Source organism: Nocardia wallacei (genome assembly GCF_014466955.1).
In the GTDB taxonomy this organism is placed as follows: Bacteria; Actinomycetota; Actinomycetes; order Mycobacteriales; family Mycobacteriaceae; genus Nocardia; species Nocardia wallacei.
The window spans coordinates 383,848-406,730 of the sequence record NZ_AP023396.1; the positions used below are offsets into that span (position 1 = coordinate 383,848).

22 protein-coding genes are annotated in these 22,883 nt (G+C 69.4%); 14 read left to right on the plus strand and 8 right to left on the minus strand.

Going from position 1 to position 22,883, the window contains the following annotated elements:
• The first annotated feature begins 46 nt into the window (after window positions 1-46).
• On the plus strand, window positions 47-844 hold the full coding sequence (locus NWFMUON74_RS01755) for an MBL fold metallo-hydrolase (protein ID WP_187686277.1): 798 nt from the start codon (window positions 47-49) through the stop codon (window positions 842-844).
• Here the strand turns inward: NWFMUON74_RS01755 and NWFMUON74_RS01760 are convergent.
• A complete protein-coding gene (locus tag NWFMUON74_RS01760; protein WP_011206875.1) occupies window positions 841-1,515 on the minus strand; it encodes a Crp/Fnr family transcriptional regulator in 675 nt (224 codons plus the stop codon). The two genes, NWFMUON74_RS01755 and NWFMUON74_RS01760, sit on opposite strands and share 4 nt — an antisense overlap.
• A 187-nt stretch (window positions 1,516-1,702) precedes the next feature.
• Window positions 1,703-1,945 (minus strand): hypothetical protein, encoded by a 243-nt coding sequence (locus NWFMUON74_RS01765; protein WP_187686278.1) that lies wholly within the window; start codon window positions 1,943-1,945, stop codon window positions 1,703-1,705.
• Between the two features lie 247 nt (window positions 1,946-2,192).
• On the opposite strand from NWFMUON74_RS01765, the gene nth reads away from it, so the two are divergent.
• The 6 genes from nth to NWFMUON74_RS01790 all read left to right on the plus strand — a co-directional run bounded on the left by nth (window position 2,193) and on the right by NWFMUON74_RS01790 (window position 6,884).
• On the plus strand, window positions 2,193-2,873 hold the full coding sequence (gene nth / locus NWFMUON74_RS01770) for an endonuclease III (protein ID WP_187688852.1): 681 nt from the start codon (window positions 2,193-2,195) through the stop codon (window positions 2,871-2,873).
• The gene (locus NWFMUON74_RS01775; RefSeq protein ID WP_425300903.1) at window positions 2,870-3,508 is read left to right on the plus strand and encodes a TlpA family protein disulfide reductase; all 639 of its coding nucleotides are present in this window, start codon (window positions 2,870-2,872) and stop codon (window positions 3,506-3,508) included. Before nth ends, NWFMUON74_RS01775 begins: the two co-directional genes overlap by 4 nt.
• A 147-nt stretch (window positions 3,509-3,655) precedes the next feature.
• Window positions 3,656-3,778, plus strand: coding sequence for a hypothetical protein (locus tag NWFMUON74_RS36490; RefSeq protein ID WP_269475312.1), 123 nt, complete (start codon window positions 3,656-3,658; stop codon window positions 3,776-3,778).
• 86 nt (window positions 3,779-3,864) lie between these two features.
• Window positions 3,865-4,599: an NUDIX hydrolase gene (locus NWFMUON74_RS01780; RefSeq protein WP_187688854.1), complete on the plus strand. Its 735-nt coding sequence runs from the start codon at window positions 3,865-3,867 to the stop codon at window positions 4,597-4,599.
• On the plus strand, window positions 4,596-5,789 hold the full coding sequence (locus tag NWFMUON74_RS01785; RefSeq protein WP_187686279.1) for a MarP family serine protease: 1,194 nt from the start codon (window positions 4,596-4,598) through the stop codon (window positions 5,787-5,789). The genes NWFMUON74_RS01780 and NWFMUON74_RS01785 overlap by 4 nt, the downstream gene beginning before the upstream one ends.
• Before the next feature lie 105 nt (window positions 5,790-5,894).
• Complete coding sequence (locus NWFMUON74_RS01790) at window positions 5,895-6,884, plus strand: IS481 family transposase (protein ID WP_187683559.1); 990 nt, start codon at window positions 5,895-5,897, stop codon at window positions 6,882-6,884.
• On the opposite strand, the gene NWFMUON74_RS01795 is transcribed toward NWFMUON74_RS01790, so the two are convergent.
• From NWFMUON74_RS01795 to acs, 5 genes are all read right to left on the minus strand, one after another.
• Complete coding sequence (locus tag NWFMUON74_RS01795; protein WP_187686280.1) at window positions 6,881-7,309, minus strand: carboxymuconolactone decarboxylase family protein; 429 nt, start codon at window positions 7,307-7,309, stop codon at window positions 6,881-6,883. The two genes, NWFMUON74_RS01790 and NWFMUON74_RS01795, sit on opposite strands and share 4 nt — an antisense overlap.
• A gap of 106 nt (window positions 7,310-7,415) precedes the next feature.
• Entirely contained in the window at window positions 7,416-8,363 is a 948-nt protein-coding gene (locus NWFMUON74_RS01800) for an alpha/beta fold hydrolase (RefSeq protein WP_187686281.1), read from the minus strand.
• A 24-nt stretch (window positions 8,364-8,387) separates the two neighbouring features.
• Window positions 8,388-8,906, minus strand: coding sequence for a phage holin family protein (locus NWFMUON74_RS01805; RefSeq protein ID WP_232110789.1), 519 nt, complete (start codon window positions 8,904-8,906; stop codon window positions 8,388-8,390).
• A 38-nt stretch (window positions 8,907-8,944) separates the two neighbouring features.
• On the minus strand, window positions 8,945-10,159 hold the full coding sequence (gene nhaA, locus NWFMUON74_RS01810; RefSeq protein WP_187686283.1) for a Na+/H+ antiporter NhaA: 1,215 nt from the start codon (window positions 10,157-10,159) through the stop codon (window positions 8,945-8,947).
• Between the two features lie 112 nt (window positions 10,160-10,271).
• Complete coding sequence (gene acs, locus NWFMUON74_RS01815; RefSeq protein WP_187686284.1) at window positions 10,272-12,230, minus strand: acetate--CoA ligase; 1,959 nt, start codon at window positions 12,228-12,230, stop codon at window positions 10,272-10,274.
• 231 nt (window positions 12,231-12,461) lie between these two features.
• Here acs and NWFMUON74_RS01820 point away from each other — a divergent pair, with 231 nt between their 5' ends.
• The 5 genes from NWFMUON74_RS01820 to NWFMUON74_RS01840 are packed head-to-tail and all read left to right on the plus strand — an operon-like array spanning window position 12,462 to window position 18,448.
• Window positions 12,462-14,054 (plus strand): peptide ABC transporter substrate-binding protein, encoded by a 1,593-nt coding sequence (locus NWFMUON74_RS01820; protein ID WP_232110790.1) that lies wholly within the window; start codon window positions 12,462-12,464, stop codon window positions 14,052-14,054.
• A gap of 32 nt (window positions 14,055-14,086) precedes the next feature.
• Entirely contained in the window at window positions 14,087-15,013 is a 927-nt protein-coding gene (locus tag NWFMUON74_RS01825; RefSeq protein ID WP_187686285.1) for an ABC transporter permease, read from the plus strand.
• A complete protein-coding gene (locus NWFMUON74_RS01830) occupies window positions 15,006-15,965 on the plus strand; it encodes an ABC transporter permease (protein ID WP_187686286.1) in 960 nt (319 codons plus the stop codon). Before NWFMUON74_RS01825 ends, NWFMUON74_RS01830 begins: the two co-directional genes overlap by 8 nt.
• A 5-nt stretch (window positions 15,966-15,970) precedes the next feature.
• A complete protein-coding gene (locus NWFMUON74_RS01835) occupies window positions 15,971-17,653 on the plus strand; it encodes a dipeptide ABC transporter ATP-binding protein (protein ID WP_187686287.1) in 1,683 nt (560 codons plus the stop codon).
• A gap of 54 nt (window positions 17,654-17,707) precedes the next feature.
• Window positions 17,708-18,448 (plus strand): Fic family protein, encoded by a 741-nt coding sequence (locus NWFMUON74_RS01840; RefSeq protein ID WP_187686288.1) that lies wholly within the window; start codon window positions 17,708-17,710, stop codon window positions 18,446-18,448.
• A 467-nt stretch (window positions 18,449-18,915) separates the two neighbouring features.
• On the opposite strand, the gene NWFMUON74_RS01845 is transcribed toward NWFMUON74_RS01840, so the two are convergent.
• The gene (locus tag NWFMUON74_RS01845; RefSeq protein ID WP_425343087.1) at window positions 18,916-19,758 is read right to left on the minus strand and encodes an HAD family hydrolase; all 843 of its coding nucleotides are present in this window, start codon (window positions 19,756-19,758) and stop codon (window positions 18,916-18,918) included.
• A 371-nt stretch (window positions 19,759-20,129) separates the two neighbouring features.
• Here NWFMUON74_RS01845 and ssd point away from each other — a divergent pair, with 371 nt between their 5' ends.
• Complete coding sequence (gene ssd, locus NWFMUON74_RS01850) at window positions 20,130-21,236, plus strand: septum site-determining protein Ssd (protein WP_187686289.1); 1,107 nt, start codon at window positions 20,130-20,132, stop codon at window positions 21,234-21,236.
• 361 nt (window positions 21,237-21,597) lie between these two features.
• On the plus strand, window positions 21,598-22,785 hold the full coding sequence (locus NWFMUON74_RS01860) for a TadA family conjugal transfer-associated ATPase (protein WP_187686291.1): 1,188 nt from the start codon (window positions 21,598-21,600) through the stop codon (window positions 22,783-22,785).
• Window positions 22,786-22,883 lie beyond the last annotated feature (98 nt).

Here is a 22,883-nt window from a genome sequence, read left to right on the forward strand (position 1 = left end):
GTAAGCAGTCGGAAGTTCGTTGCAGCACAGGGCGTTAGGACGACACATGACCCTCACCCATCCCGCGTACGAACAGGTGCGGCCGGTGACGCCGACCGCCTCGGTGCTGCTGGCGAACAACCCGAACAAGATGACCCTGCAGGGCACCAACACCTGGATCCTGCGCGCCCCGGGCCGGTCCGACTGTGTCGTGATCGATCCGGGGCCCAAGAACCGGGCGCACTGTGACGCCATCGCGCGGGCGACCGACGGGAAGATCGCGCTGACGCTGATCACCCACCACCATCACGATCACACCGGCGGCATCGACCGCCTGGTGAAATCGACCGGCACCGTGGTGCGGGCGCACGATCGGCGCTTTCTGCGGGAGTCCGACACACCGCTGACCGACGGCGAGGAGATCGAGGCGGCGGGCCTGCGGATCACGGTGCTCGCCACTGCGGGCCACACCCAGGATTCGGTCTCGTTCCTGCTCGACGACGCCGTGCTGACCGGCGACACCGTATTGGGCAGCGGCACCACTGTGCTGGAATCGCGGGACGGCGCGCTCGGCGACTACCTGGCCTCGCTGGACCGGCTCGCCGAGGTGGCGTCCGGCCGGGCGCTGCTACCGGCGCACGGCCCGGACCACGCCGAGGCGAAGCCGGTCATCGACTACTACATCCGGCATCGCCGGGAACGCCTGGACCAGGTGCGGCAGGCGCTCGCCGAACTCGGGCCCGAGGCCAAGCCCTTGCAGATCGTCGCCAAGGTCTATGCCGACGTCGACAAGCGCCTGTGGCCGGCCGCGCGTAGTTCGGTCAAGGCGCAGCTCGCCTACCTGCGCGGCCGGAACGACGACTAGCGGGCCCGGCGGGCCAGCCGCTCCGAATCCGAGATCAGCACGCTCTTACCCTCGAGCCGCAGCCAGCCGCGGTGCGCGAAGTCGGCGAGGGCCTTGTTCACGGTCTCGCGGGAGGCGCCCACCAGCTGGGCGATCTCCTCCTGGGTGAGGTCGTGGGTCACGCGCAGGGCGCCGGCCTCCTGCGTGCCGAACCGCTGTGCCAGCTGCAGCAGCGCCTTCGCCACGCGACCGGGGACGTCGGTGAAGATCAGGTCGGCCAGGTTGTTGTTGGTGCGGCGCAGACGGCGCGCGAGCACCCGCAGCAACTGCTCGGCGATCTCCGGACGCTGATCGATCCACGACTTCAGCGCGTCGCGGTCCATCGTGACGGCGCGGACCTCGGTGACCGTGGTGGCGGTCGAGGTGCGCGGGCCCGGGTCGAAGATCGACAGCTCACCGAACATGTCCGACGGGCCCATGATGGTCAGCAGGTTCTCCCGGCCGTCGGGGGAGCGACGGCCGATCTTCACCTTGCCCGACGTGATGATATACAGCCGATCGCCCGGCTCGCCCTCGTTGAAGATGACGTGGCCGCGCGGGAAGTCCACGGGCTGAAGCTGTTTGGCGAGGGCCGCCACCGCGGTGGGCTCGACGCCTTGGAAGATGCCTGCTCTGGCGAGGGCCTCGTCCACGAATGTGCTCCTTATGGGATTGGCTCTGTCCTGGACCGAAGCGCTTCGGCCGACAGTGCAGTCTACTTTGCGTTCGCGCAGCGTAGTGACAGACACCACGTAACGAACGGTCTGTGAAACGCACGCGGCGCGGGATTGGTTCCCGGATCCACCGCGTGAACGGTGCGCGGAAAGCGGTGGCGCGGCCTCAGCTGGCCTGCGCGACATCCAGTTCGTCGCCGCGGGCGCGTCGGCGGCCGGAGTGGGCCGCGGCGGCGGGCACACCGAGCTTGGCGAGCTCGTTGACCTCGGCGTTGCTGGCTCGATCCAGGTACTGCTGGACCTCTTCTTCCGGTTCGAGCAGTTTGCGGAGCCGGTTTTCGACGCGTTCCATGAACAGCGCGAACAGCATCAGCAGTACCGGGAAGAGCACTACAGCAAGTCCTTGCATAACCGTGAGTAAACACGGAATAGGTCTCAGATGGAACACGGCGGGTCTTCACGGCCGCACTCGCGTCGGTGGGCTTCCGTATGGTGGACGCGTGCGTGAACCCCGATCCACCGCGCCCGCGCCCGCCCTCGACCCGGATGCCGCGGCCGCCGACGGCAAGCCGGTCCGCGGTAAGAAGCCTGGTGGCTCGCAGGCGCGCAGGTTCGCGAAGGAGACCAGGGTCGGTCTGGTGCGCCGGGCCCGCCGGATGAATCGGACGCTCGCGGTGGCCTTTCCGAACGCGCACTGTGAGTTGGATTTCACCACCCCGCTCGAGTTGGCCGTCGCCACCATCCTCTCCGCGCAGTGCACCGACGTCCGGGTGAACCAGACGACGCCCGCCCTGTTCGCCCGATACCCCGACGCGCGCGCCTACGCCGAGGCCGACCGCGTGGAGTTGGAGGAGTACATCCGCCCGACGGGCTTCTACCGCAACAAGACCACCTCGCTGATCGGCCTGGGCCAGGCCCTGACCGAACGGTACGACGGCGTCCTGCCGCACACGCTCGAGGAGCTGGTGGGGCTGCCCGGCATCGGCCGCAAGACCGCGAATGTCATCCTGGGCAACGCCTTCGGCGTCCCCGGGATCACGGTGGACACCCACTTCGGGCGGCTGGTGCGGCGCTGGGGCTGGACCACCGAGGAAGACCCGGTGAAAGTCGAGCACGCCGTCGGCGAGCTGATCGAGCGCAAGGAATGGACGATGCTCTCGCACCGGGTGATCTTCCACGGTCGCCGCGTCTGCCACGCGCGCAAACCGGCCTGCGGGGCCTGCGTGCTGGCCAACGACTGCCCGGCGTTCGGCGCCGGCCCGACCGATCCCGCGACCGCGGCCGCCCTGATCAAGGGCCCCGAGGCAGAACACTTGCTGGAACTGGTGGGCCGGTGAGATCGATTCCGGCGGCGTGGCGCTGGACGCTGGTGCTGCTGATCGCGGTCGTCGCGCTGGCCGTGGCACTGTGGCCCCGCGAGCCTCGCGAACTCCGCACGGATACCGCTACGGCGACGCGCGGTGCGCCCGCCGCGGCGTCCGACGGTCAGCGGGCCGCCGCCGCCCTCGCCGCGTGCCCGTCGCCATCCCCGCAGCAGTCGGCCGCGGCGGGCCCGCTGGCGGGGATCACGGTCGGGTGCCTGCGTGACGGCCGGCCGCTGGATCTGGGCGCCGCGCTGGCCGGTCGGCCCGCCCTGGTGAATCTGTGGGCGTACTGGTGCGAGCCGTGCGCCCGGGAGCTGCCGGCCTTGCGCGAGTACGCGGCCCGCCCCGGCGCGATCACCGTCGTGACGGCGCACAGCGATCCCGCCGAGGCCAAGGCGCTGGCTCGGCTGGGCGACCTCGATGTGCATCTGCCCGGTGTGCAGGACGGCGACGGCCGGGTCCGCACGGCGGTCGGCGCCCCCGCGGTACTGCCGGTGTCGGTCCTGGTCCGCGCCGACGGCTCGATCGCGAAAGTGGTTGTCCGCCCGTTCGACAGCGCCGACGACATCGCGGCCACCGTCGCCGGTGAACTCGGAGTCGGCGCGTGATCGAGCCGCCGGGTGCGCGGGTGGCAGGGAGGTCCGGACCGGGCAAGGGCGCGGCGGCGGTGGCGATCCACTCCGCGCGGACCGACGGCGTCGGTGGCGCGCGGAACCGCATGGGGCGCTACTCGGCTCGCACGGGTGCGGCCGGTCGTGATCGAATCGGTGCGGCGGACGCTCGCCCGCCGCGCCCTCGCGTCGACGTCCGCGACGACCGGGGTGGGCGAGGCCCGGCCCCTCGGATTACTGTCCGAGCGGCGCGACGTATCGGTGTGACGTGCGGCTCGGACGAGTTCGGTCTGGGCGGGGACAGGATGAGGATCGGGGCGGGAGGAGGCAGCGTGCACGACCGCGAAGGCGAAATGCCCGGCGCGCCACCGGAATTGGTGACCGACGCGATTCCGGCCTGGTTGCGCGGTGTGGTCGAGCGCAAGCCCGCCGACCCGACCGGGGTCAACCAGGTGCTCGGCCGGACGGCCCGGCGACTGGTGTCGGCGGCCGCGCGGCCGCGGTCGGCGGCGGTGCTCGTGCTGTTCGGCGGCGACCCCGAACCCGACGCGCAGGCGCCGGGCGGGTTGCCCGCCGACGCCGACGTGCTGCTCACCCAGCGCGCGGCGACGCTGCGCCAGCACAGCGGCCAGGTCGCCTTCCCCGGCGGCGGCGTCGAGCCCGGGGACGACGGCCCGGTCGACACCGCGCTGCGCGAGGCCCGCGAGGAGACCGGTGTGGACCCGGCCGGTGTGGACCCGATCGCGGTGCTGCCGCCGATTTTCGTGCCGCCGTCGCGTTTCGACGTGACTCCGGTGGTCGCCTACTGGCGCACGCCCGGTGAGGTCGGCGTGGTCAGCGCGGCGGAGGCGACTCGGGTGACGCGGGTGCCGATCTCGGAGCTGATCGACCCCGCGAACCGGTTCGTCGTGCGGCATCCGCTGGGGTACATGGGTCCGGCGTTCGCCGTGGACGGCATGCTGGTCTGGGGTTTCACCGCCGGTGTGCTCGCCGGTCTACTGGCTGTTTCGGGATGGGAGCGGGAATGGGATTACCACGACGTGCGTGATCTGCAGGCCTCGCTCGCGGCAGTGGGGATGACGTTATGAGTTCGTCGGCCTGGCTCGACATCGCGGTCGTGATCATCGCGCTGCTCGCCGCCTCCTCCGGGTGGCGGCAGGGCGCGGTCGCGTCCGCCCTGGCCTTCCTGGGCGTGGTGCTGGGCGCGGTGGCCGGCATCCTGATCGCGCCGCACATCCTGGTCCACATCAGCGAGGGCCGCAAACGCGTGCTGGTCGGTGTGGTGCTGATCGTGGCGCTGGTGATCATCGGCGAGGTGGCCGGGATGGTGCTCGGCCGCGCGGCGCGCAGCGGGATGCGCCATCCCTTCACCCGCAGCGTCGACAGCGTGGTGGGCGCCGCGCTGCAGACGGTGGCCGTGCTGGTGACCGCCTGGCTGCTGGCGCTGCCGCTGGCCTCGTCCTCGCAGCCCGCCATCGCGGCCGCGGTGAACGGCTCGCGGGTGCTGTCGGATGTCAACGAGGTGGCGCCGAACTGGTTGCGGCGCTTGCCCAACGAGTTCTCCAAGCTGCTCAACACCTCGGGCCTGCCGGATGTGATCGGACCGTTCGGCCGCGCGCCGATCGCGGCGGTGGAGCCGCCGGACCCGAGCGTGCTCGACAGCCCGGTCGCGCTGAACCTGCAGCACAGCGTGCTGCGCGTCAACGGTGTGGCGCCGAGTTGCCAGCGCGCGCTGGAGGGTTCGGGTTTCGTGGTCGCTCCCGAGCGGGTCATGACGAACGCGCACGTGGTCGCCGGTACCAACACCGTGCAGGTCGACACCGCGCGCGGCAGGCTGGACGCGACCGTGGTGCTGTTCGACCCGTCCAAGGACGTGGCCGTGCTGGCCGTGCCCGGCCTGAACGCGCCGGTCATCCCGCTGGCGCCGGAACCGGCGAAATCGGGGCAGAGCTCGATCGTGCTCGGCTACCCCGGCGGTGGCCCCTATACCGCGAGCGCCGCCCGCGTGCGCGAGACCCTGGAACTCACCGGTCCGGACATCTACAAGACCGGCACCGTGGAGCGCGAGGTCTACACCGTGCGCGGCCGGGTGCGCGCCGGCAATTCCGGTGGGCCCCTGGTGGATGCGGACGGTCAGGTGCTGGGCCTGGTGTTCGGCGCGGCCGTGGTCGACGAGGACACGGGATATGCCCTGACGCTCAACGAGGTTCGTAATGCCCTGAACTCGGCCGAATCGTCGAGCGCGCAGGTCCCGACGGGCGAGTGCGTGCTGAGCTAGGTGTACTGACCACGGACGTTGGTGACGGCGTGGCGAGCTGACATGGCGAAGACCTCCGAGTGAAGTGAGAGCTGTCTAGGAACTCATTCACTGCCGGAGGTCTTCGTGTCCCACCGTAATGCCCCGCTCTCGGAGTTGGGCCGGTTACGTCTTGCTCGTTGTGTCGTCGAGGACGGCTGGCCGTTGCGGCGGGCCGCGGAAAGATTCCAGGTCTGCCACACCACCGCCAAACGGTGGGCAGACCGCTACCGGGTCGACGGCGCGACCGCGATGGCCGATCGATCCAGCTGCCCGCATCGCAGCCCGGCGCGGACCCCGACCCGCACCGAACGCCGCATCATCAAGGTCCGGGTCCTGCGCCGGTGGGGGCCGGCCCGCATCGCCTACCTGCTCGGATTGAATCCCTCGACAGTGCACCGGGTTCTGCGACGCTACCGGCTGAGCAGGTTGAGTTGGCTCGACCGCGCTACCAGCACACCGGTGCGCCGCTACGAACACGACCGCCCTGGTGATCTGATCCATGTCGATGTCAAGAAACTCGGCAAGATCCCCGACGGCGGCGGCCATCGCAAACTCGGTCGCAGCGTGGGGCGGCGAAACTGGCAGGCCCACAAACCCACCGCCGAACGCAACGGCTACGGCAACCCCCGCCACGGCTACCACTATCTGCATACCGCGCTCGATGATCATTCCCGGCTGGCCTACAGCGAGATCCTGGCCGATGAACGCAAAGACACCGCTGCCGCATTCTGGACCCGCGCTGCCGCATGGTTCGCCGTCAACGGCATCAGGATCCGAAAAGTGTTGACTGACAACGGATCCTGCTATCGATCCCGCACCTTCGCCGAGGCCCTCGGGCCGGTCGTTCATAAACGCACTCGTCCCTACTGCCCTCAAACCAATGGCAAGGTTGAGCGGTTCCATCGCACCCTGGCTGACGAATGGGCCTACGCCCGGCTCTACCGCAGCGACTCCGAACGATGCACAGCCTTCACGACCTGGCTACACACCTACAATCACCACCGCGGCCACACCGCACTCGCAGGCCACCCGCCAGCCAGCCGCGTTGCGAACCTCTCAGGTCAGTACAGCTAGGCGTCGGCCTCCGGGCCGGAGACCGGCAGCAGCCCGCGCTCGCCGAACACCTTCTTGGCGACGAAGGTGGCGTTGAGCGCGCGCGGGAAGCCGCAGTAGCCGGCGGCGTGCAGGAACGCCTCGGTGATCTGCTCGGGTGTCAGGCCGACATTGAGTGCGGCGTTGATGTGCACCTCGAGCTGCGGTTCCGCGCCGCCGAGCGCGGTGAGGATGCCGAGCGTGACGAGCTGGCGGTCCCGCGGCGGCAGCGCCGGGCGCTGGTAGATCTCGCCGAATCCCCACGCCACGATCTGGTGCCCGAGTTCGGGGGATATGTCGGACAGCGCGTCGATCACGCGCTGCCCGGCCTCGCCGTCGATGCGGGTCAGGATCTCCAGCCCGCGATCGAAGCGCTGCTCCCGGGTTTCGGCGGTGTTGTCGGCCATGAGCTGTCCTCTCCTGGCGCCGCGCGTGGCGGCGGTGCGATGGTGTGGCGAACACCTGCACCGTAGGACCTGGAGTCTGCTCCGAGTCAACTGTCCGCGTCGACCGTCAGCCCAGGAGTTTCGCCAGCTCCGCCGTGACCGCGTCGGGGTTCTCCTGGTGCGCGTAGTGCCCCGCGCCGGGAATCTCGACCACCCGGCGATCGGGGGCGAGCCGGTGTTCGCGGCGCAGCGTGGAATCGAGGATGTACCGGTCGGACCCGCCGTGCAGCGACAGCACCGGCACCCGGACCGGTTCCCGCATGGCCGCCATGAAACGCGCGCCGTCCGGGCGCCATTGGCTGCGGAAGGCCCAGCGCTGATACTCCAGCGCACAGTGCGCGGCGCCGGAGATGCGGATCGCCTGCCGCATCCGGCGGGCGGTGTCGACGAATTCCGCGGTGCCCGCCCAGCGCGCGCCCGCCCGCTGCCGCAGCAGCCGTTCCACCTCGTAGCCGTCGTTCATCGTCAGCAGCCGCTCGCCGTAGCGCGGCGGCTGATAGCGCAGGAAGTTCGGCAGCCACGCCGAGCGCTGCCGCCGGTCGCGCAGCACGGCCTGCTTCAACGCGACCGGATGCGGCGAACCGACCAGTGCGATGGAACGCACCAGCCGGGGATGCAACACCGCCGTCGCCCAGCACACCAGACCACCCTCGGCGTGCCCGGCCAGCGTCGCCTCGCTGTGCCCGAGCGCCCGGATCAGCCCGGCCACGTCACCGGCCAGCGTCCAGCCGTCATAACCGCGCGGCGGTTTGTCGGAATCGCCGTAACCGCGCAGATCGACCGCGACCACCCGGTAGCCGCACTCGGCCAGCGCGGTCAGCTGATGCCGCCACGACCACCAGAAGTCGCCGAAGCCGTGCAACAGCACCACGAGTCGCGGATCCGCCGCGGCGACCTGCCGCGGCGACTCCGCCTCGACGACGTGGAACCGAATGCCGTTGGCATGCACGTCCTTGTGGGCCCACGGTCCGTCGTAGCGGACGCTGGACGGATCCGGGCTCGGGTTAGACGACACGCCGATAGAGCGTAGTCGCCGGGACTACCTGGCCGACCGATCGGTCGAGGCGGCGCCCTCGAGCGCCGGGCGCTCGGCGTGCGAGCCCAGGCCCTGCGGCAGCACCGTGCGGGTCTCCTTGAGCGACTCGATGGTCTTCTCCGGCGCTCGCAATTTGCGCACCTTCCGATAACCGAGGAAACCGAACAGCGCGACCGCGACGACCATCAGCGCGAACACGATCAGGAACGACGCCCACCGATACAGCCAGACATCGAGCAGTTCGGCCAGGAAGAAGAAAAAGAAGAACGAGGAGAACAGCAGGATGGTCAGCGCCACAATGAAATACACGCTGCCCTGCAGGCCCTTGCGAATCTCGCCGGTCACCTCGGCCTTGGCCAGCGCCACCTCGGCGCGGACCAGCGTCGACATCTGTTCCGCGGCATCGCGTACCAGATCGCCGATGCTGGCATTCTTCGTCGTATCGACCTCGGACAGCGGAATAGCGGTGATGCTCCGGTTGCGGCCCCCGTCGTTACCGTTACCGCCGTTTGTGAAGCTCAATGCTCGACCCTTCTCCATGTCCCCGGTGCTGTCCGGCTCTACTCGTGTGCTGCGGCCGCGTGGGCGTGCCGTCGCGCCTGATGAGCGCGGCCTCGTCGCAACAGTAGCGCCGAACCGATCAGGGAAGCCGCCATTGACGTCAGCAACACGGCTGCTTTCGCCAGTTCGGCGGCGGCGACATCATTCGCCAACGCAAGTTCTGCCACCAAGAGGCTAACGGTGAAGCCGATCGCGCCCAGTACCGAGAGGGCGAACATGTCTCGGTTGCCGAGATCGGCGGGGCGTTCGGCGATGCCGAGACGGATCGCGATCCAGCTGGTGCCGAACAGTCCGAGGGTCTTGCCGATCAGCAGTCCGGCCACGATCGCCAGCGCCAGCCGCTCGGTGAACAGCTCGCCGAACACCTCGGTGGACAACGGAACGCCCGAGGCGAACAGCGCGAACAGCGGCACGCACAGACCCGCGGAGATCGGCTGGAACAGATGCTCGAGCCGGGTCGCGGGCGCCTCGTCCTCGTCGGCGTCGGGCCGCACCCGGGTCAGCAGCCCGCACACGACACCGGCGAGGGTCGGGTGAATTCCCGCCTCGTGCAACGCGTACCAGGCCACCAGCGCCAGCGGCACGTAGATCAGTGGCGACCGCAGCCGCCGCTGCTGCGCCAGCGCCCAGGCGAGGAAGCAGGCCGCCGCGGCCAGCAGCCAGCCGATCGCGATCGATGTGGTGAACAGGACCGCGATCAAGACGATGGCGATGAGATCGTCGACGACCGCCAGGCTCAGCAGGAACACCCGCGCGGTGGTGGGAATCCGGGAACCGGTCAGGGCGAGCACCGCCAGCGCGAAGGCGATGTCGGTGGCGACCGGGATCGCCCATCCGCGTTCCATGCCGTCGACGCCGAACCCGATCACCGCGGCGATCACCGCGGGCAGCACCACACCGCCGACGGCGGCGATGACCGGCAGCGCGGCGCGTTTGCGATCGGCGAGTTCGCCGACCACCAATTCCCGCTTCAGTTCCAGGCCCGCGACGAAGAAGAACACCGCGAGCAGCCCGTCCTGCACCCATTCCGCGACGGTCAGATCCAGATGCAGTGGCGCGATCGGGAGTTCGGTATCGGAGAAGGCGAAATAACTGCCGCTCCACGGCGAATTCGCCCACAGCAGGGCGATCGCCGCGGCCACCAGCAGCAGCGCGCCACCGACGGTCTCGGTACGAAGGAAACGGGCCAGTTCAGAGCGCAGCGCAACAATCACGAAGTGCCTTTCGGTCGGCGAGACAGCACGCCGACCAGACTTCCCGGCACTCCTTTACGCCATTCTAACGGGCCCGCCCAGCTTCGTTTACACCGTATCGGGGAAGCGTCGCCTATCGGTTCGTCTGTTGGGCTCGGATGGCCTCGAAGACGTGGGGGTCGACGAGGGTGGAGGTGTCGCCGAGTTCGCGGCCTTCGGCGACGTCGCGCAGGAGGCGGCGCATGATTTTGCCAGAGCGGGTTTTGGGGAGTTCGGGGACGATGTGGATTTCGCGGGGGCGGGCGATGGGGCTGATTTCGCGCGAGACTTCGGCTTTGAGTTCGTCGACCAGGTCGTGGTCGGCGGTGTCGGTCTCGCCGGTGAGGATGACGAACGCGACGATGCCTTGGCCGGTGGTGGTGTCGGTGGCGCCGACGACGGCGGCTTCGGCGACGCCATGGTGTCCGACCAGCGCGGATTCGACTTCGGCGGTGGAGATGCGGTGGCCGGAGACGTTCATGACGTCATCGACGCGGCCGAGGACCCACAGGTCGCCGTCGGTGTCGAGTTTGGCGCCGTCACCGGCGAAGTACCAGCCTTGGTCGGCGTAGCGGGACCAGTAGGTGTCCTGGTAGCGGTCACGGTCTCCCCAGATGCCGCGGAGCATCGACGGCCAGGGTTGGTCGAGCACCAGATAGCCGTTGGCCTCGGTCTCGCCGAGTTCGACGGTGTTGCCTTCCTCGTCGACGACCTTGGCGGAGATGCCGGGCAGCGGGGTCATGGCCGCGCCGGGTTTGGCGGCGGTGACGCCGGGCAGCGGGGAGATCATGATCGCGCCCGTTTCGGTCTGCCACCAGGTGTCGACGATGGGTGCGGTGTTCGCGCCGATGACTTCGCGGTACCAGCGCCACGCCTCCGGATTGATCGGCTCGCCCACCGAACCCAGCACCCGGATGCTGGACAGGTCGTGCGCGGCGGGGATCTCGCGGCCCCACTTCATGAACGTGCGTACCAGTGTCGGCGCGGTGTAATAGATGGTGACACCGTACTTTTCGATGATCTGCCAGTGCCGGTGCTCATCGGGAAAGTTCGGGGTGCCTTCGTAGACGACTTGGGTGACCCGGTTCGACAGTGGCCCGTACACGATGTAGGAGTGGCCGGTGACCCAGCCGATGTCGGCGGTGCACCAGTAGACGTCGTGTCCGGGTTTGTGGTCGAACACGGTGTGGTGGGTGTAGCTGGTCTGAGTGAGGTAGCCGCCGGAGGTGTGCAGGATGCCTTTGGGTTTTCCGGTGGTGCCGGAGGTGTAGAGGATGAACAGCGGGTGCTCGGCATCGAAGGCCTGCGCCTCGTGCTCCGGAGCGGCGTGGGCGACTGTCTCGTGCCACCACAGGTCTCGGCCCGTGGTCCAGGGCACCTCGGTCCCGGTGCGGCGAACCACGAGTACGTGCTCGACGCTCGACGGCGTGTCGCCGGGCGCGGCCAGTGCCTCGTCCACGGCGTGCTTCAGCGGTGCGGCCTTGCCGCGCCGCCACTGGCCGTCGGTGGTGATCACCAGGCGGGCTTGTGCGTCGTCGACGCGCTGGCGCAGCGCGGTGGGGGAGAACCCGGCGAAGACCACGGAATGGGTCAGACCCAGCCGGGCGCAGGCGAGCATCGCGACGATCGCCTCGGGCACCATCGGCATGTAGATCGCCACGCGATCCCCGGCGGTCAGGCCGAGTTCGGTGAGGTAGTTCGCCGCGCGCGACACCTCGGCGAGCAGATCGGCGTAGGTGATCGCCCGCGAATCGCCCGGCTCGCCTTCCCAATGAATCGCGACCTGCTCGCCGTGCCCGGCCAGCACGTGCCGGTCCACGCAGTTGTAGGCCACGTTCAGCGTGCCGCCGACGAACCAGCGCGCGAACGGCGCATCGTCCCAATCCAGCACCCGCGTCCACCGCTGGTGCCAAGACAACCGGTCGGCCTGCTCGGCCCAGAACCCCTCCCGATCGGCAGCAGCCCGGTCGTAGAGAGACGCGTCGGCATTGGCGGCGGCAGCGAACTCCGCGGTCGGCGGATACACGTCCCGGTGATCGGTGGTATCGGTCATCTCGTCTCTTCTCTCGCCTGCACCTACGGCCGGGGGTGACCGCGGCCACGATTCCGACCCTAGTGGACGGCGTGGCGGCCCGTGGTCGGGTGCCGGACGGCAGCGGAACCGAGTCGGGTGTGTTGCCGGATTGCCGACAAGGCGAACAATCCGGAGGGTAACCGCTGACAACCGCCGACCGGATGGCTACTGTCCGACTCACCCAGCCGTTCGTGGAATCGGGAGAATGCGTTGAGACTGAAGACGATCACCGCGCTGGCCGCGGTGGCACTGGTGGCCGCCGGCCTCGCACTGACCGGATGTTCCTCCGACAGCGGCACCGATCTCGTCACGGTCAACGCCGGCGAGCCGCAGAATCCGTTGGTGCCCACCAACACCAACGAGAACATGGGCGGCCGTGTGGTCGACCGGCTGTTCGCCGGGCTGAAGTACTACGACGCTGAAGGCAAGGCGCACAACGAGATGGCGCAGTCGATCGAGACCACCGATCGGCAGCACTACACGATCACCATCAAGCCGGACTGGAAGTTCACCGACGGCACCGTGGTCACCGCGAAGTCCTTCGTCGACGCCTGGAACTACGGCGCCCTCGGCACCAACGGCCAGCTGCAGAACTGGGCCTTCGCGGGCATCGCGGGCTACGACGACGTCTCGGCGAATCCGCCCAGGGCGCAGACGATGTCGGGCCTGAAGGTGGTCGACGACCGCACCTTCACCGTCGACCTGAAGCAACCCTCCATCGACTTCGAACTGGAGCTGGGGTTCGCCCCGTTCTATCCGCTGCCCGAGGCCGCGTACCGGGACATGAAGGCGTTCGGCGAGCAGCCGATCGGCAACGGCCCCTACAAGTTCGACACCTGGGAGCACAACGTCAAGATCGACGTCACGCCCAACCCGGACTATCCCGGCGGCCGACCGGCCAAGAACAAGGGCCTGCGCTTCGTGATGTACCAGTCCTTCGACACCGCCTACGCCGATCTCCAGGCCGGCAATCTCGACGCGCTGGACGTCATCCCGGATACCGCGCTGTCCACCTACCAGCAGGATCTCGGCGACCGCGCGATCAGCAAGCCGATCGCCTACAGCCAGCACATCGGCATCCAGTCCAACGTGCCGCACTTCGCCGGGCCGGAGGGCGTGCTGCGGCGCAAGGCGATCTCGATGGCGATCAATCGCCCGCAGATCGCCGAGAACATCTTCCACGGCACCCGCGTCCCGGCCCGCGACTTCACCGCCTTCACCCTCGACGGGTTCCGCGACAATCTGCCGGGTTCCGAAGTGCTGCAATACAATCCCGACGAGGCCAAGAAGGTGTGGGCGCAGGCCGACGCCATCTCGCCGTGGTCGGGCACCTACCGGATCGCCTACAACTCCGACGGCGGTCACCAGGCGTGGATCGAGGCCGTCGCCAACAGCGTCAAGAACGTTCTCGGCATCGACGCGGTCGGCGTGCCGTACCCGACGTTCAAGAACATCCGCGACGAGATCACCGCCAAGACCATCGGCAAGGCGTTCCGGTACGGCTGGCAGGGCGACTACCCGTCCATGTTCGAGTTCTTGACCGCGATGTACCTCAGCAGCTCGGCCACCAACGACATCGCCTACAACAGTCCCGAATTCGATCGGCTGCTGTTCGCCGCACAGGCCGCGCCCACCCCGGAGCAGGCCTACGACCTGGCCGCCCAGGCCCAGCAGGTGCTGTTCAAGGACATGGCCGACATTCCGGTCTTCGACTACAACGTGGCGGCCGGGCACTCGGACCGGGTGACGAACGCGCGGGTCGCGTGGAGCGGCCTGTTCGACTTCGAGAACATCGAGAAATAGCCCGCCCACGCCGTTCGATGGAGTGAAACAACATGGCTTGGTATGTCGTGCGGCGGCTGCTCCAGATGATTCCGGTCTTTCTCGGAGCGACGCTGCTCATCTACGCGATGGTCTTCCTGATCCCGGGCGACCCGGTCCGGGCGCTGGCGGGTGACCGGCCGATGACCCCGGCGGTCGAGGCCACGCTGCGGGCCCGGTACCACCTGGATCAGCCGTTCATCATCCAGTACCTGGAATACCTGAAAGGCATCGTCACCTTCGACTTCGGTACCTCGTTCTCCGGCCGTCCCGTGCGCGACGAACTCGCGCGGGCGTTCCCGGTCACGCTGCGTCTCGCGATCATGGCGGTGGTGATCGAGGCGGTGTTCGGCGTCGTGTTCGGCCTGGTCGCGGGGCTGCGCAAGGGCAAGCTGTTCGACTCCACGATGCTGGTGCTCAGCCTGGTCATCATCGCCGTGCCGATCTTCGTCATCGGCTTCCTCGCCCAGTTCCTGCTCGGCGTGCAGTGGGGGATCGCGCCGGTGACCGTCACCGGCAAGGCGAGTTTCACCGATCTGCTGGTCCCGGCGTTCGTGCTGGGCGCGCTGTCGTTCGCCTACGTGCTGCGGCTGACACGAAATTCGGTGGCGGAGAACATGTCCGCCGACTACGTGCGCACCGCCACCGCCAAGGGCCTGACCCGGCGACGGGTGATCGGGGTGCACATCCTGCGGAACTCGATGATTCCGGTGATCACCTTCCTCGGCGCCGACCTCGGCGCGCTGATGGGCGGTGCGGTCGTCACCGAGGGCATCTTCAACATCCCCGGCGTCGGCGGGACGCTGTACCAGGCCATCACCCGGGGTGAACCGCCGACGGTGGTCGCGTTCGTGACGGTGCTGATCGTGATCTTCCTGATCTCCAACCTGATCGTCGACCTGCTGTACGCCGCACTCGACCCGAGGATCCGCTATGCCTGACCAGCCGACCGACGCGCGGGAACCCCGGCCGGGGCAGGAACATTTCGTGGCCCCGCCCGACGAGGTGGAGGTGCTGGCCACCGACCGGCTCGACGAGACCACGGCCCCGACCAGCGTGTGGCGCGACGCCTGGAAGCAGTTGCGGCGCAACCCGATCTTCGTGATCGCCGCGGTGTTGATTCTCATCGTGCTGCTGGTGGTGGTGTGGCCGGGGTTGTTCACCGATCAGGATCCGCGGTACTGCAACGGGGATTTCAGCATGGACCCGCCCGGCGGCGGCCATCCGTTCGGCTTCGACAAGCAGGGCTGTGACATCTTCGCCCGCACCGTGTATGGGGCGCGTGCGTCGGTGGTCACCGGCCTCGGCGCGACGGTGCTGTTCGTGCTGATCGGCGGTGTATTGGGCGCGCTCGCAGGGTATTACGGCGGCCTGTTCGATTCGGTGGTGTCGCGGATCGCGGAGATCTTCTTCGCGCTGCCGCTGATGCTGGCCGCGATCGTGATCATGCAGCTGCTGGAGTCGCGCACGGTGTTCACGGTGATGCTGATCCTGGCCTCGTTCACCTGGCCGCAGGCCGCGCGGATCGCCCGCGGCGCGGTCATCCAGGCCAAGAACAGCGAATACGTCACGGCGGCAAAGGCGCTGGGGGTATCGCGGTTCCGGATCCTGCTGCGGCACGTGCTGCCCAACGCGGCCGGGCCGCTGATCGTGATCACCACCATCTGGCTCGGCGTGTTCATCGTGACCGAGGCGACGCTGTCGTATCTCGGCGTCGGACTGTCACGCACCATCGTGTCCTGGGGGTCGGATATCGCCGCCGGCCAGAAGGAGATCCGCACCTCGGCGATCCTGTTCTATCCCGCGACGGCGTTGGCGCTCACCGTGCTCAGCTTCATCATGCTGGGCGACGCGGTGCGCGACGCGCTGGATCCCAAGGCGCGCAAGAGGTGACGGCGATGGACCCACTGCTCGACGTACGCGATCTCAACGTCTCCTTCACCGCCGACGGTCGGCAGATTCCGGCGGTGCGCGGGGTGAACCTGTCGGTGTATCCCGGCCAGACGGTGGCCATCGTAGGCGAATCCGGTTCCGGCAAGTCGACCACGGCGCACGCCATCATCGACCTGCTGCCGGGCACCGGCAGGATCACCTCCGGGACGGTGCTTTTCGACGGCAAGGACCTGGCGGCGGCGACCGAACGCGACATCGTGGCGGTGCGGGGGCGCGGCATCGGCTTCGTGCCGCAGGACCCGATGTCGAATTTGAACCCGGTATGGAAGGTCGGCTTCCAGATCCGGGAAACCTTGGTGGCCAACGGGATAGCCAAAGGAAGGGCGGCTCGTGAACGGTCCGTCGAGTTGCTCGCCGAAGCGGGTATGTCCGATGCGCGGCGGCGGGTCAACCAGTATCCGCACGAGTTCTCCGGCGGGATGCGGCAGCGCGCGCTCATCGCGATCGGGCTGTCCTGCCGGCCCAAGCTGCTCATCGCCGACGAACCGACCTCGGCGCTGGACGTCACCGTGCAGCGGCAGATCCTCGACCACCTCGACGTGCTCACCAGCGAACTCGGCACCGCGGTGCTGCTGATCACCCACGATCTCGGCCTGGCCGCCGAGCGTGCCGAACACCTGGTGGTGATGTATCGCGGCCGGGTGGTGGAATCCGGTCCGGCGCAACGGATCCTGCGCGAACCGCAGCATCTCTACACCCGGAAGCTGGTGAACTCGGCGCCCTCGCTGGCCTCGCAACGGCTGTCGTCGGTGCGTCAGCGGGCCGAGGTGCGAAAGCAGGCGGTGCGGGCGGCCGGACAGCCGGCCGAGGGCGAGACGGCCGCGGTGCCGGACGACGTGGTGGTCGCCGAGCATCTCACCAAGGTGTTCAAGATCCGGGGGAGTGCGCCGTGGAAGTCGTCGAGCCTGACGGCGGTCGACGATGTGTCGTTCCGGCTGCGGCGCGGCACGACCACGGCGATCGTCGGCGAGTCCGGCTCGGGGAAATCCACTGTCGCGCAGATGGTTCTGGGTCTGCTCGAACCGACGTCGGGGGTGGTGCGGTTCGACGGCCGGGAGGTGGCGGCATTGGATCGGGCCGCCGCGCTGGGGTTTCGGCGGCGGGTGCAGCCGGTGTTCCAGGATCCCTACGGGTCGTTGGATCCCATGTACTCCATCTACCGCACCATCGAGGAGCCGTTGCGTACGCATCGCATCGGTAGCTCGAAGGAGCGCGAGGCCACGATCCGGGACCTGCTGGAGAAGGTGTCGCTGCCGGCCTCGGTCATGCGCCGCTACCCCAACGAGCTCTCCGGCGGCCAGCGTCAGCGCGTCGCCATCGCGCGGGCCCTGGCCCTGTCACCGGAAGTGGTGGTCTGCGACGAGGCCGTCTCCGCCCTCGACGTGCTGGTCCAGGCCCAGATCCTGGAACTGCTCAACGAACTGCAGGCCGAGCTGGGGCTGTCCTATCTGTTCATCACCCACGATCTGGCCGTGGTGCGTCAGATCGCCGATGAGGTGGTGGTGATGCAGGAGGGCAAGGTGGTGGAGGCCGCCGAGACCACCGCGGTCTTCGACAATCCCGCCTCGGACTACACGAGGCGGCTCCTGGATGCCATCCCGGGGCGTGACCTGCTGCGCAGCGTCTGAGGGCGCGGGGCGTGCCCGGCGCGGGAGTCGCGGGCTCGAGTAGCGTGTGGGGTCGTGACCGATGTACTTCAGCCGCTGGTGGATCTGCCCGGTGTGCGCGACGCGGCCGATCGGGCCCGTGCCGCGCTGGCCGAGGTGCACATGCACAAGGCGAATCGGCGCGGATGGCCGACCACCGCGGCCGAGGCGGCGGTGCGGGCGGCGCGGTCGTCGGCGGCGATCGACGGCGGGAGCACCGAACTGCCGGTCGACGGGCGGGCGGATCCGATTCTCGCGGGCGCGTTGCGCGTCGGGCAGGCCCTCGACGGCGACGCGCTGCGGAATCTGGTCGGGGTGTGGCAGCGGGCGCCGCTGCAGGCGCTGGCCAGGCTGCACCTGCTGGCGGCCGCCGACCTGGTCGAGGAGGAGCGGCTGGGGCGGCCCCGGGCCGACGCCGGTATCGCCGAGCGTCTCGATCTGCTGGCCCAGACCGTGCTGACGTCGAGCGCTCCGGCGCCGGTGGTGGCGGCCGTCGCGCACGGGGAGCTGCTGACACTGCGGCCGTTCGGCACCGCCGACGGCATCGTCGCGCGGGCGGCGTCCCGGCTGGTGTGTGTGTCCAGTGGGCTGGATCCGCACAACCTCGGCGTGCCGGAGGTTTTCCTGCTGCGGCGGCGGCAGGCATATCTGGACGCGGCGGCGGGATTCGGCGGCGGGACGGCCGACGGCGTCGGCGGCTGGGTGATCCTGTGTTGCGGCGCGCTGGAAGACGGTGCGCGCGAGGCCCGTTCGATCGCGGACGCGGCGAAGCAGTAGCCGCGAGGCCCTTTCCACATCAAAGCGGGCGGCGTTGTCGTCTCGCGACGACCTCACCGCCCGCTAGCACGGACCACCCGGTTACCATGCGTGCTTTTCGGGGTTGTGTTCTGCGGCCTCGGCGATTATCCGCACCTCGGCGGTTCATCCCCGCAACCTGTGCGAGGCCCTCGCCGCCCGAAGCCCGGAGTTCGCAAGCCCACAACGCTGTTGCCCTTGCGCGGCGTGCTCCGCGTGGGTGCCTGGCGTCCGTGCTGGGAAGGGTGGGATGGGAGATCGGACCTTCTCTTCCGCTCCGATCTTGGCCTTCCGTCCTTCCGTGCGTCCATTGTTACTCTGTGTGCCCGGTCACAGCAAGGGCTGGGCGGACATTCGTTTTTTCGGTGTGTCGCCCGGTGTTTCGTGTTGTTATTGATAGTTGGTGTCGATGATGGCCGGGGTGGGTGGCGATCCGGGGACCCGAGATCTCAGCGGCGTCGTCGCAGCAGCCGATAGCTGACCGCCCCCGCCAGCACCGCGCTCACACCCACCACCGCGGTCGCGGTGACGGTGGTCGAGGAGGGCGACGGCAGCCGGGCCCACAGCGATACCGGATTCGAGAAGGTGAGTACCGGCCAGCCGCGAGACAGGGCCTCCCGCCGCAGGTTTCGGTCCGGGTTGACCGCCGTCGGATGCCCGACCGCGCCGAGCATCGGCAGATCGGTGATCGAGTCCGAGTACGCATAACACCGCGACAGGTCGTAGCCCTCGGACTCGGCCAGCCGCTCGATCGCCGCCACCTTGCCCTCGCCGTAGCAGTAGAAGTCGACCGCGCCGGTGTAGTGGCCGTCCTCGACGACCATCCGGGTGGCGGCGGTGTGCGTCGCGCCGAGCGCGTCGGCGATCGGGCCGACGATCTCCTCGCCGGAGGCCGACACGATGACCACGTCGTGGCCGCGAATCTTGTGATCGGCGATCAGGTCGGCGGCCTCGGCGTAGATGAGCGGATCCACCAGCTCGTGCAGGGTCTCGGCGACGATCGACTTGACCTGGCCGACGTCCCAGCCGGCGCACATCTTGGTCAGATGCTCGCGCATGCGCTCCATCTGGTCGTGGTCGGCGCCGGAGAGCAGGAACAGGAAGTGCGCGTAGCTGCTCTCCAGTACGGTCCGCCGATTGAGCAGACCCTGGTCGAAGAACGGCTTGCTGAACACGAACGCGCTGGACTTGGCGATCACCGTCTTGTCCAGGTCGAAGAACGCCGCGACCCGGCCCGCACTCGTCAGTCTGCCCGCAGCTGGCAGGTCGCCCTCGGCCGTCACGCGGTCCAGGATAGGGAGATTTCCGGGGGATGCGGCGGTCGGGGCCTGCCGGTGCCCGCTCGCGACCGGTCGCGGCGGGGTTTGCCACGGTGACGCTGGGCGGCCCGGCGGAAAGTTCCTCGGCCGGTGGACTTGCGTTTCCGCCGGGGCCTGGGTGTAGTATTGCTGGCACCTGGACATGGTCCAGGCGCGTTCAGCCCGACCCCCCGGGGCTGAACCCCGACGGCCCCAGCCTCCTCCCCCCCCGGCTGGGGCCGTCCTCTATTTCCGGCACGGTCTATCCGGTACTCGGCGTGCACTGTTCGCTCACACCCCCGTAGTTATCCACATTCCGCGTTTCGGCACTGGTCGCCCCGCATCCCAGCGGCCACGCTGAGGCCATGAATTCCATTGCCGCGAGCGAGGTTTCCGACAGCGCGCCGCCCGGCCCGGTCCTGGTGCTGGTCGCCGACCGCCGACTGCGCGAGGAGGTGAGCCGCGTCGCGGCCGCCGCCGACCGCCGTGTCACCGTGGCCGAGCCGCCGATCGGCCGGCCCGCCTGGTCCGAGGCGGTCATGGTGATTCTCGATGCCGCGGCCGCCGGCGAGTGCGGCGCGGCCGCCTGGCCACGCCGCCCGGGCACGCTACTGGTGACCGAGGGCGAGCCCGGTTTGCTCGACTGGCAGACGGCCGCCGCCGTCGGCGCCGAACGAGTCGTCGCCCTGCCCGCCGCGGCCGACGAGTTGATCGAGGCGTTCGCCGACCACACCCACCGCGGCCCGGGCGACGGTCTGGTGGTCGCCGTGGTGGGCGCGGGCGGGGGAGCGGGCGCGTCCACGCTCGCCGCGGCCGTCGCGCTGACCGCCGCCGACAGATTTCTGCCGCACACCATCCTGGTCGACGGCGACCCCCTGGGCGGCGGCCTGGACCTGCTGCTCGGTATCGAGTCCACCCCGGGGTTGCGCTGGCCGGAGCTGGTGGTCGAGGAGGGGCGGGTGGCCGCCGGGGCACTGCACGACGCCCTCCCGTCGGCCGGTCCGGGGCTGGCGGTGCTCTCGTGCGGCCGGGCGGCCTCCGGCGCGGAGGCGGCCGAGATCGGGGCCGGTGCGGCCCGCGCCGTGGTCGAGGCCGGGCGTGCGGCGGGTGATCTCGTGGTCTGCGACGTGTCCGGTGCGCGCGGCCCGCATGCCGACCAACTTCTGGACGCCGCCGATCTCGTGGTGCTGGTCGTACCCGCCCGGCTGCGCGCGGTGGCCGCGGCCCGCGGCGTCGCCGCACACGTCGGCCGCCGAAACCCCAACCAGGGCTTGGTGGTTCGAGGCCCCGCGCCGGGCGGACTGCGCTCCGGCGAGGTCGCAGCGGCACTCGACCTCCCGCTCCTCGCCGGAGTCCGTGCCCAGCCGGGTCTGGCCACCCGCCTCGAACGAGGCGGGCTGGAAGTGCCCCGCGGCCCCCTGCGCACCGCCGCGAATGCCGTTCTGGACGTGCTGTCGGAGGCCGGACAATGAGAGCCCACGTCGAGGGCGCGCACCCGCTGGCTCCCCAATCTCGAAATACCGCCTGTCACAAGGAAATTCGTGTCATCGAACGTGCGGGCTGCCGCCCTGCGGCAGCCACGCAGGTTGGCCAGGTTGGCCAGGTTGGCCAGGTTGGCCAGGTTGGCCAGGTTGGCCAGGTTGGCCAGGTTGGCCAGGTTGGCCAGGTTGGCCAGGTTGGCCAGGTTGGCCAGGTTGGCCAGGTTGGCCAGGTTGGCCAGGTTGGCCAGGTTGGCCAGGTTGGCGCGGTCGGCCAGGTTGGCGCGGTCGGCGCGGTCCGCCCAGTTGGTTCGGTTGGCTTGGTTGGTCCTGTTGGTCCGGACGGGAGTCTGCGGTGAGTGCGCTGGTGACGGGTGAGCTGCTGGACCGGGTGCGGGAAAGGCTGGCCACGGAGTCCGCGGAACTCGACCCGGTGCGCATGGCAGCCGCGATCCGCGCCGAGGCCGGTGGGGTGCTCGGCGATACCGATCTCCTGCGGGTGCTGCGCCTGCTGCAGACCGAGATGACCGGCGCGGGTGTGCTCGAGCCACTTCTCCACGACCCGGATGTCTCCGACGTGCTCGTCACCGGCCCCGACGCGGTCTGGGTGGACCGCGGGCACGGTTTGCAGCGCACCGCGATCACCTTCCCCGACGAGGCCGCGGTGCGTCGGCTGGCACAGCGGCTGTCCCTGTCGGCCGGTCGCCGCCTCGACGACGCACAGCCCTGGGTGGACGGCCGACTGCCGGGAGTCGAAGGCGTGCTGGGAAATTCGTTCGGCGTGCGGCTGCACGCCGTGCTGGCGCCGATCGCGCACGGCGGCACCTGCCTGTCGCTGCGGGTGCTGCGCCCCGCCAGTCAGGGCCTGGACGCCCTGACGGCTTCCGGCTCCGTGCCGCAGGAAGCGAAGCACTTGCTGCAGCGCGTGATTCGCGCCCGCCTGGCCTTCCTCGTGGTCGGTGGCACCGGCGCGGGCAAGACCACGCTGCTGTCCGGTCTGCTGGCGAAAGTCGCCGCGGCCGAACGCATCGTCTGTGTCGAGGACGCGGCCGAACTGGCCCCGCCGCACCCACACGTGGTCCGTCTGGTCGCCCGCACCGCCAATGTGGAGGGAGCCGGGGCGATCACGGTGCGCGACCTGGTTCGCCAAGCACTACGCATGCGCCCCGACCGCATCGTCATCGGCGAGGTACGCGGCGCCGAGGTCGTCGACCTGCTCACCGCCCTCAACACCGGTCACGACGGCGGCGCCGGAACGGTACACGCGAATTCACCTCGAGAGGTCCCCGCCCGCCTGGAAGCCCTTGCGGCACTGGGCGGCATGGGCCGCGCCGCCCTGCACAGCCAGCTGGCCGCCGCCGTCCAGGTCATCCTGCACATGCACCGCCGCCCCGACGGCTCCCGCATCCTCCGCGAAATCGGCCTGGTAGCCCGAGACCCCACCGGCCAAGTCCACATAGACCCAGCCTGGCGCTCCGACAATTCCCCCGCCCCCGCCGCCGCAGCCCTCAACCACCTCCTCACCAACCGGCTCGCCCCATGAACCCGCCGATCGGACAAGTGCGCGAGCCGTCCACAGCGCAAGGGTCGGCACCCACCGTCTCGATCCCGCCATGGCCGTATCAGACCACCAACGTCCCG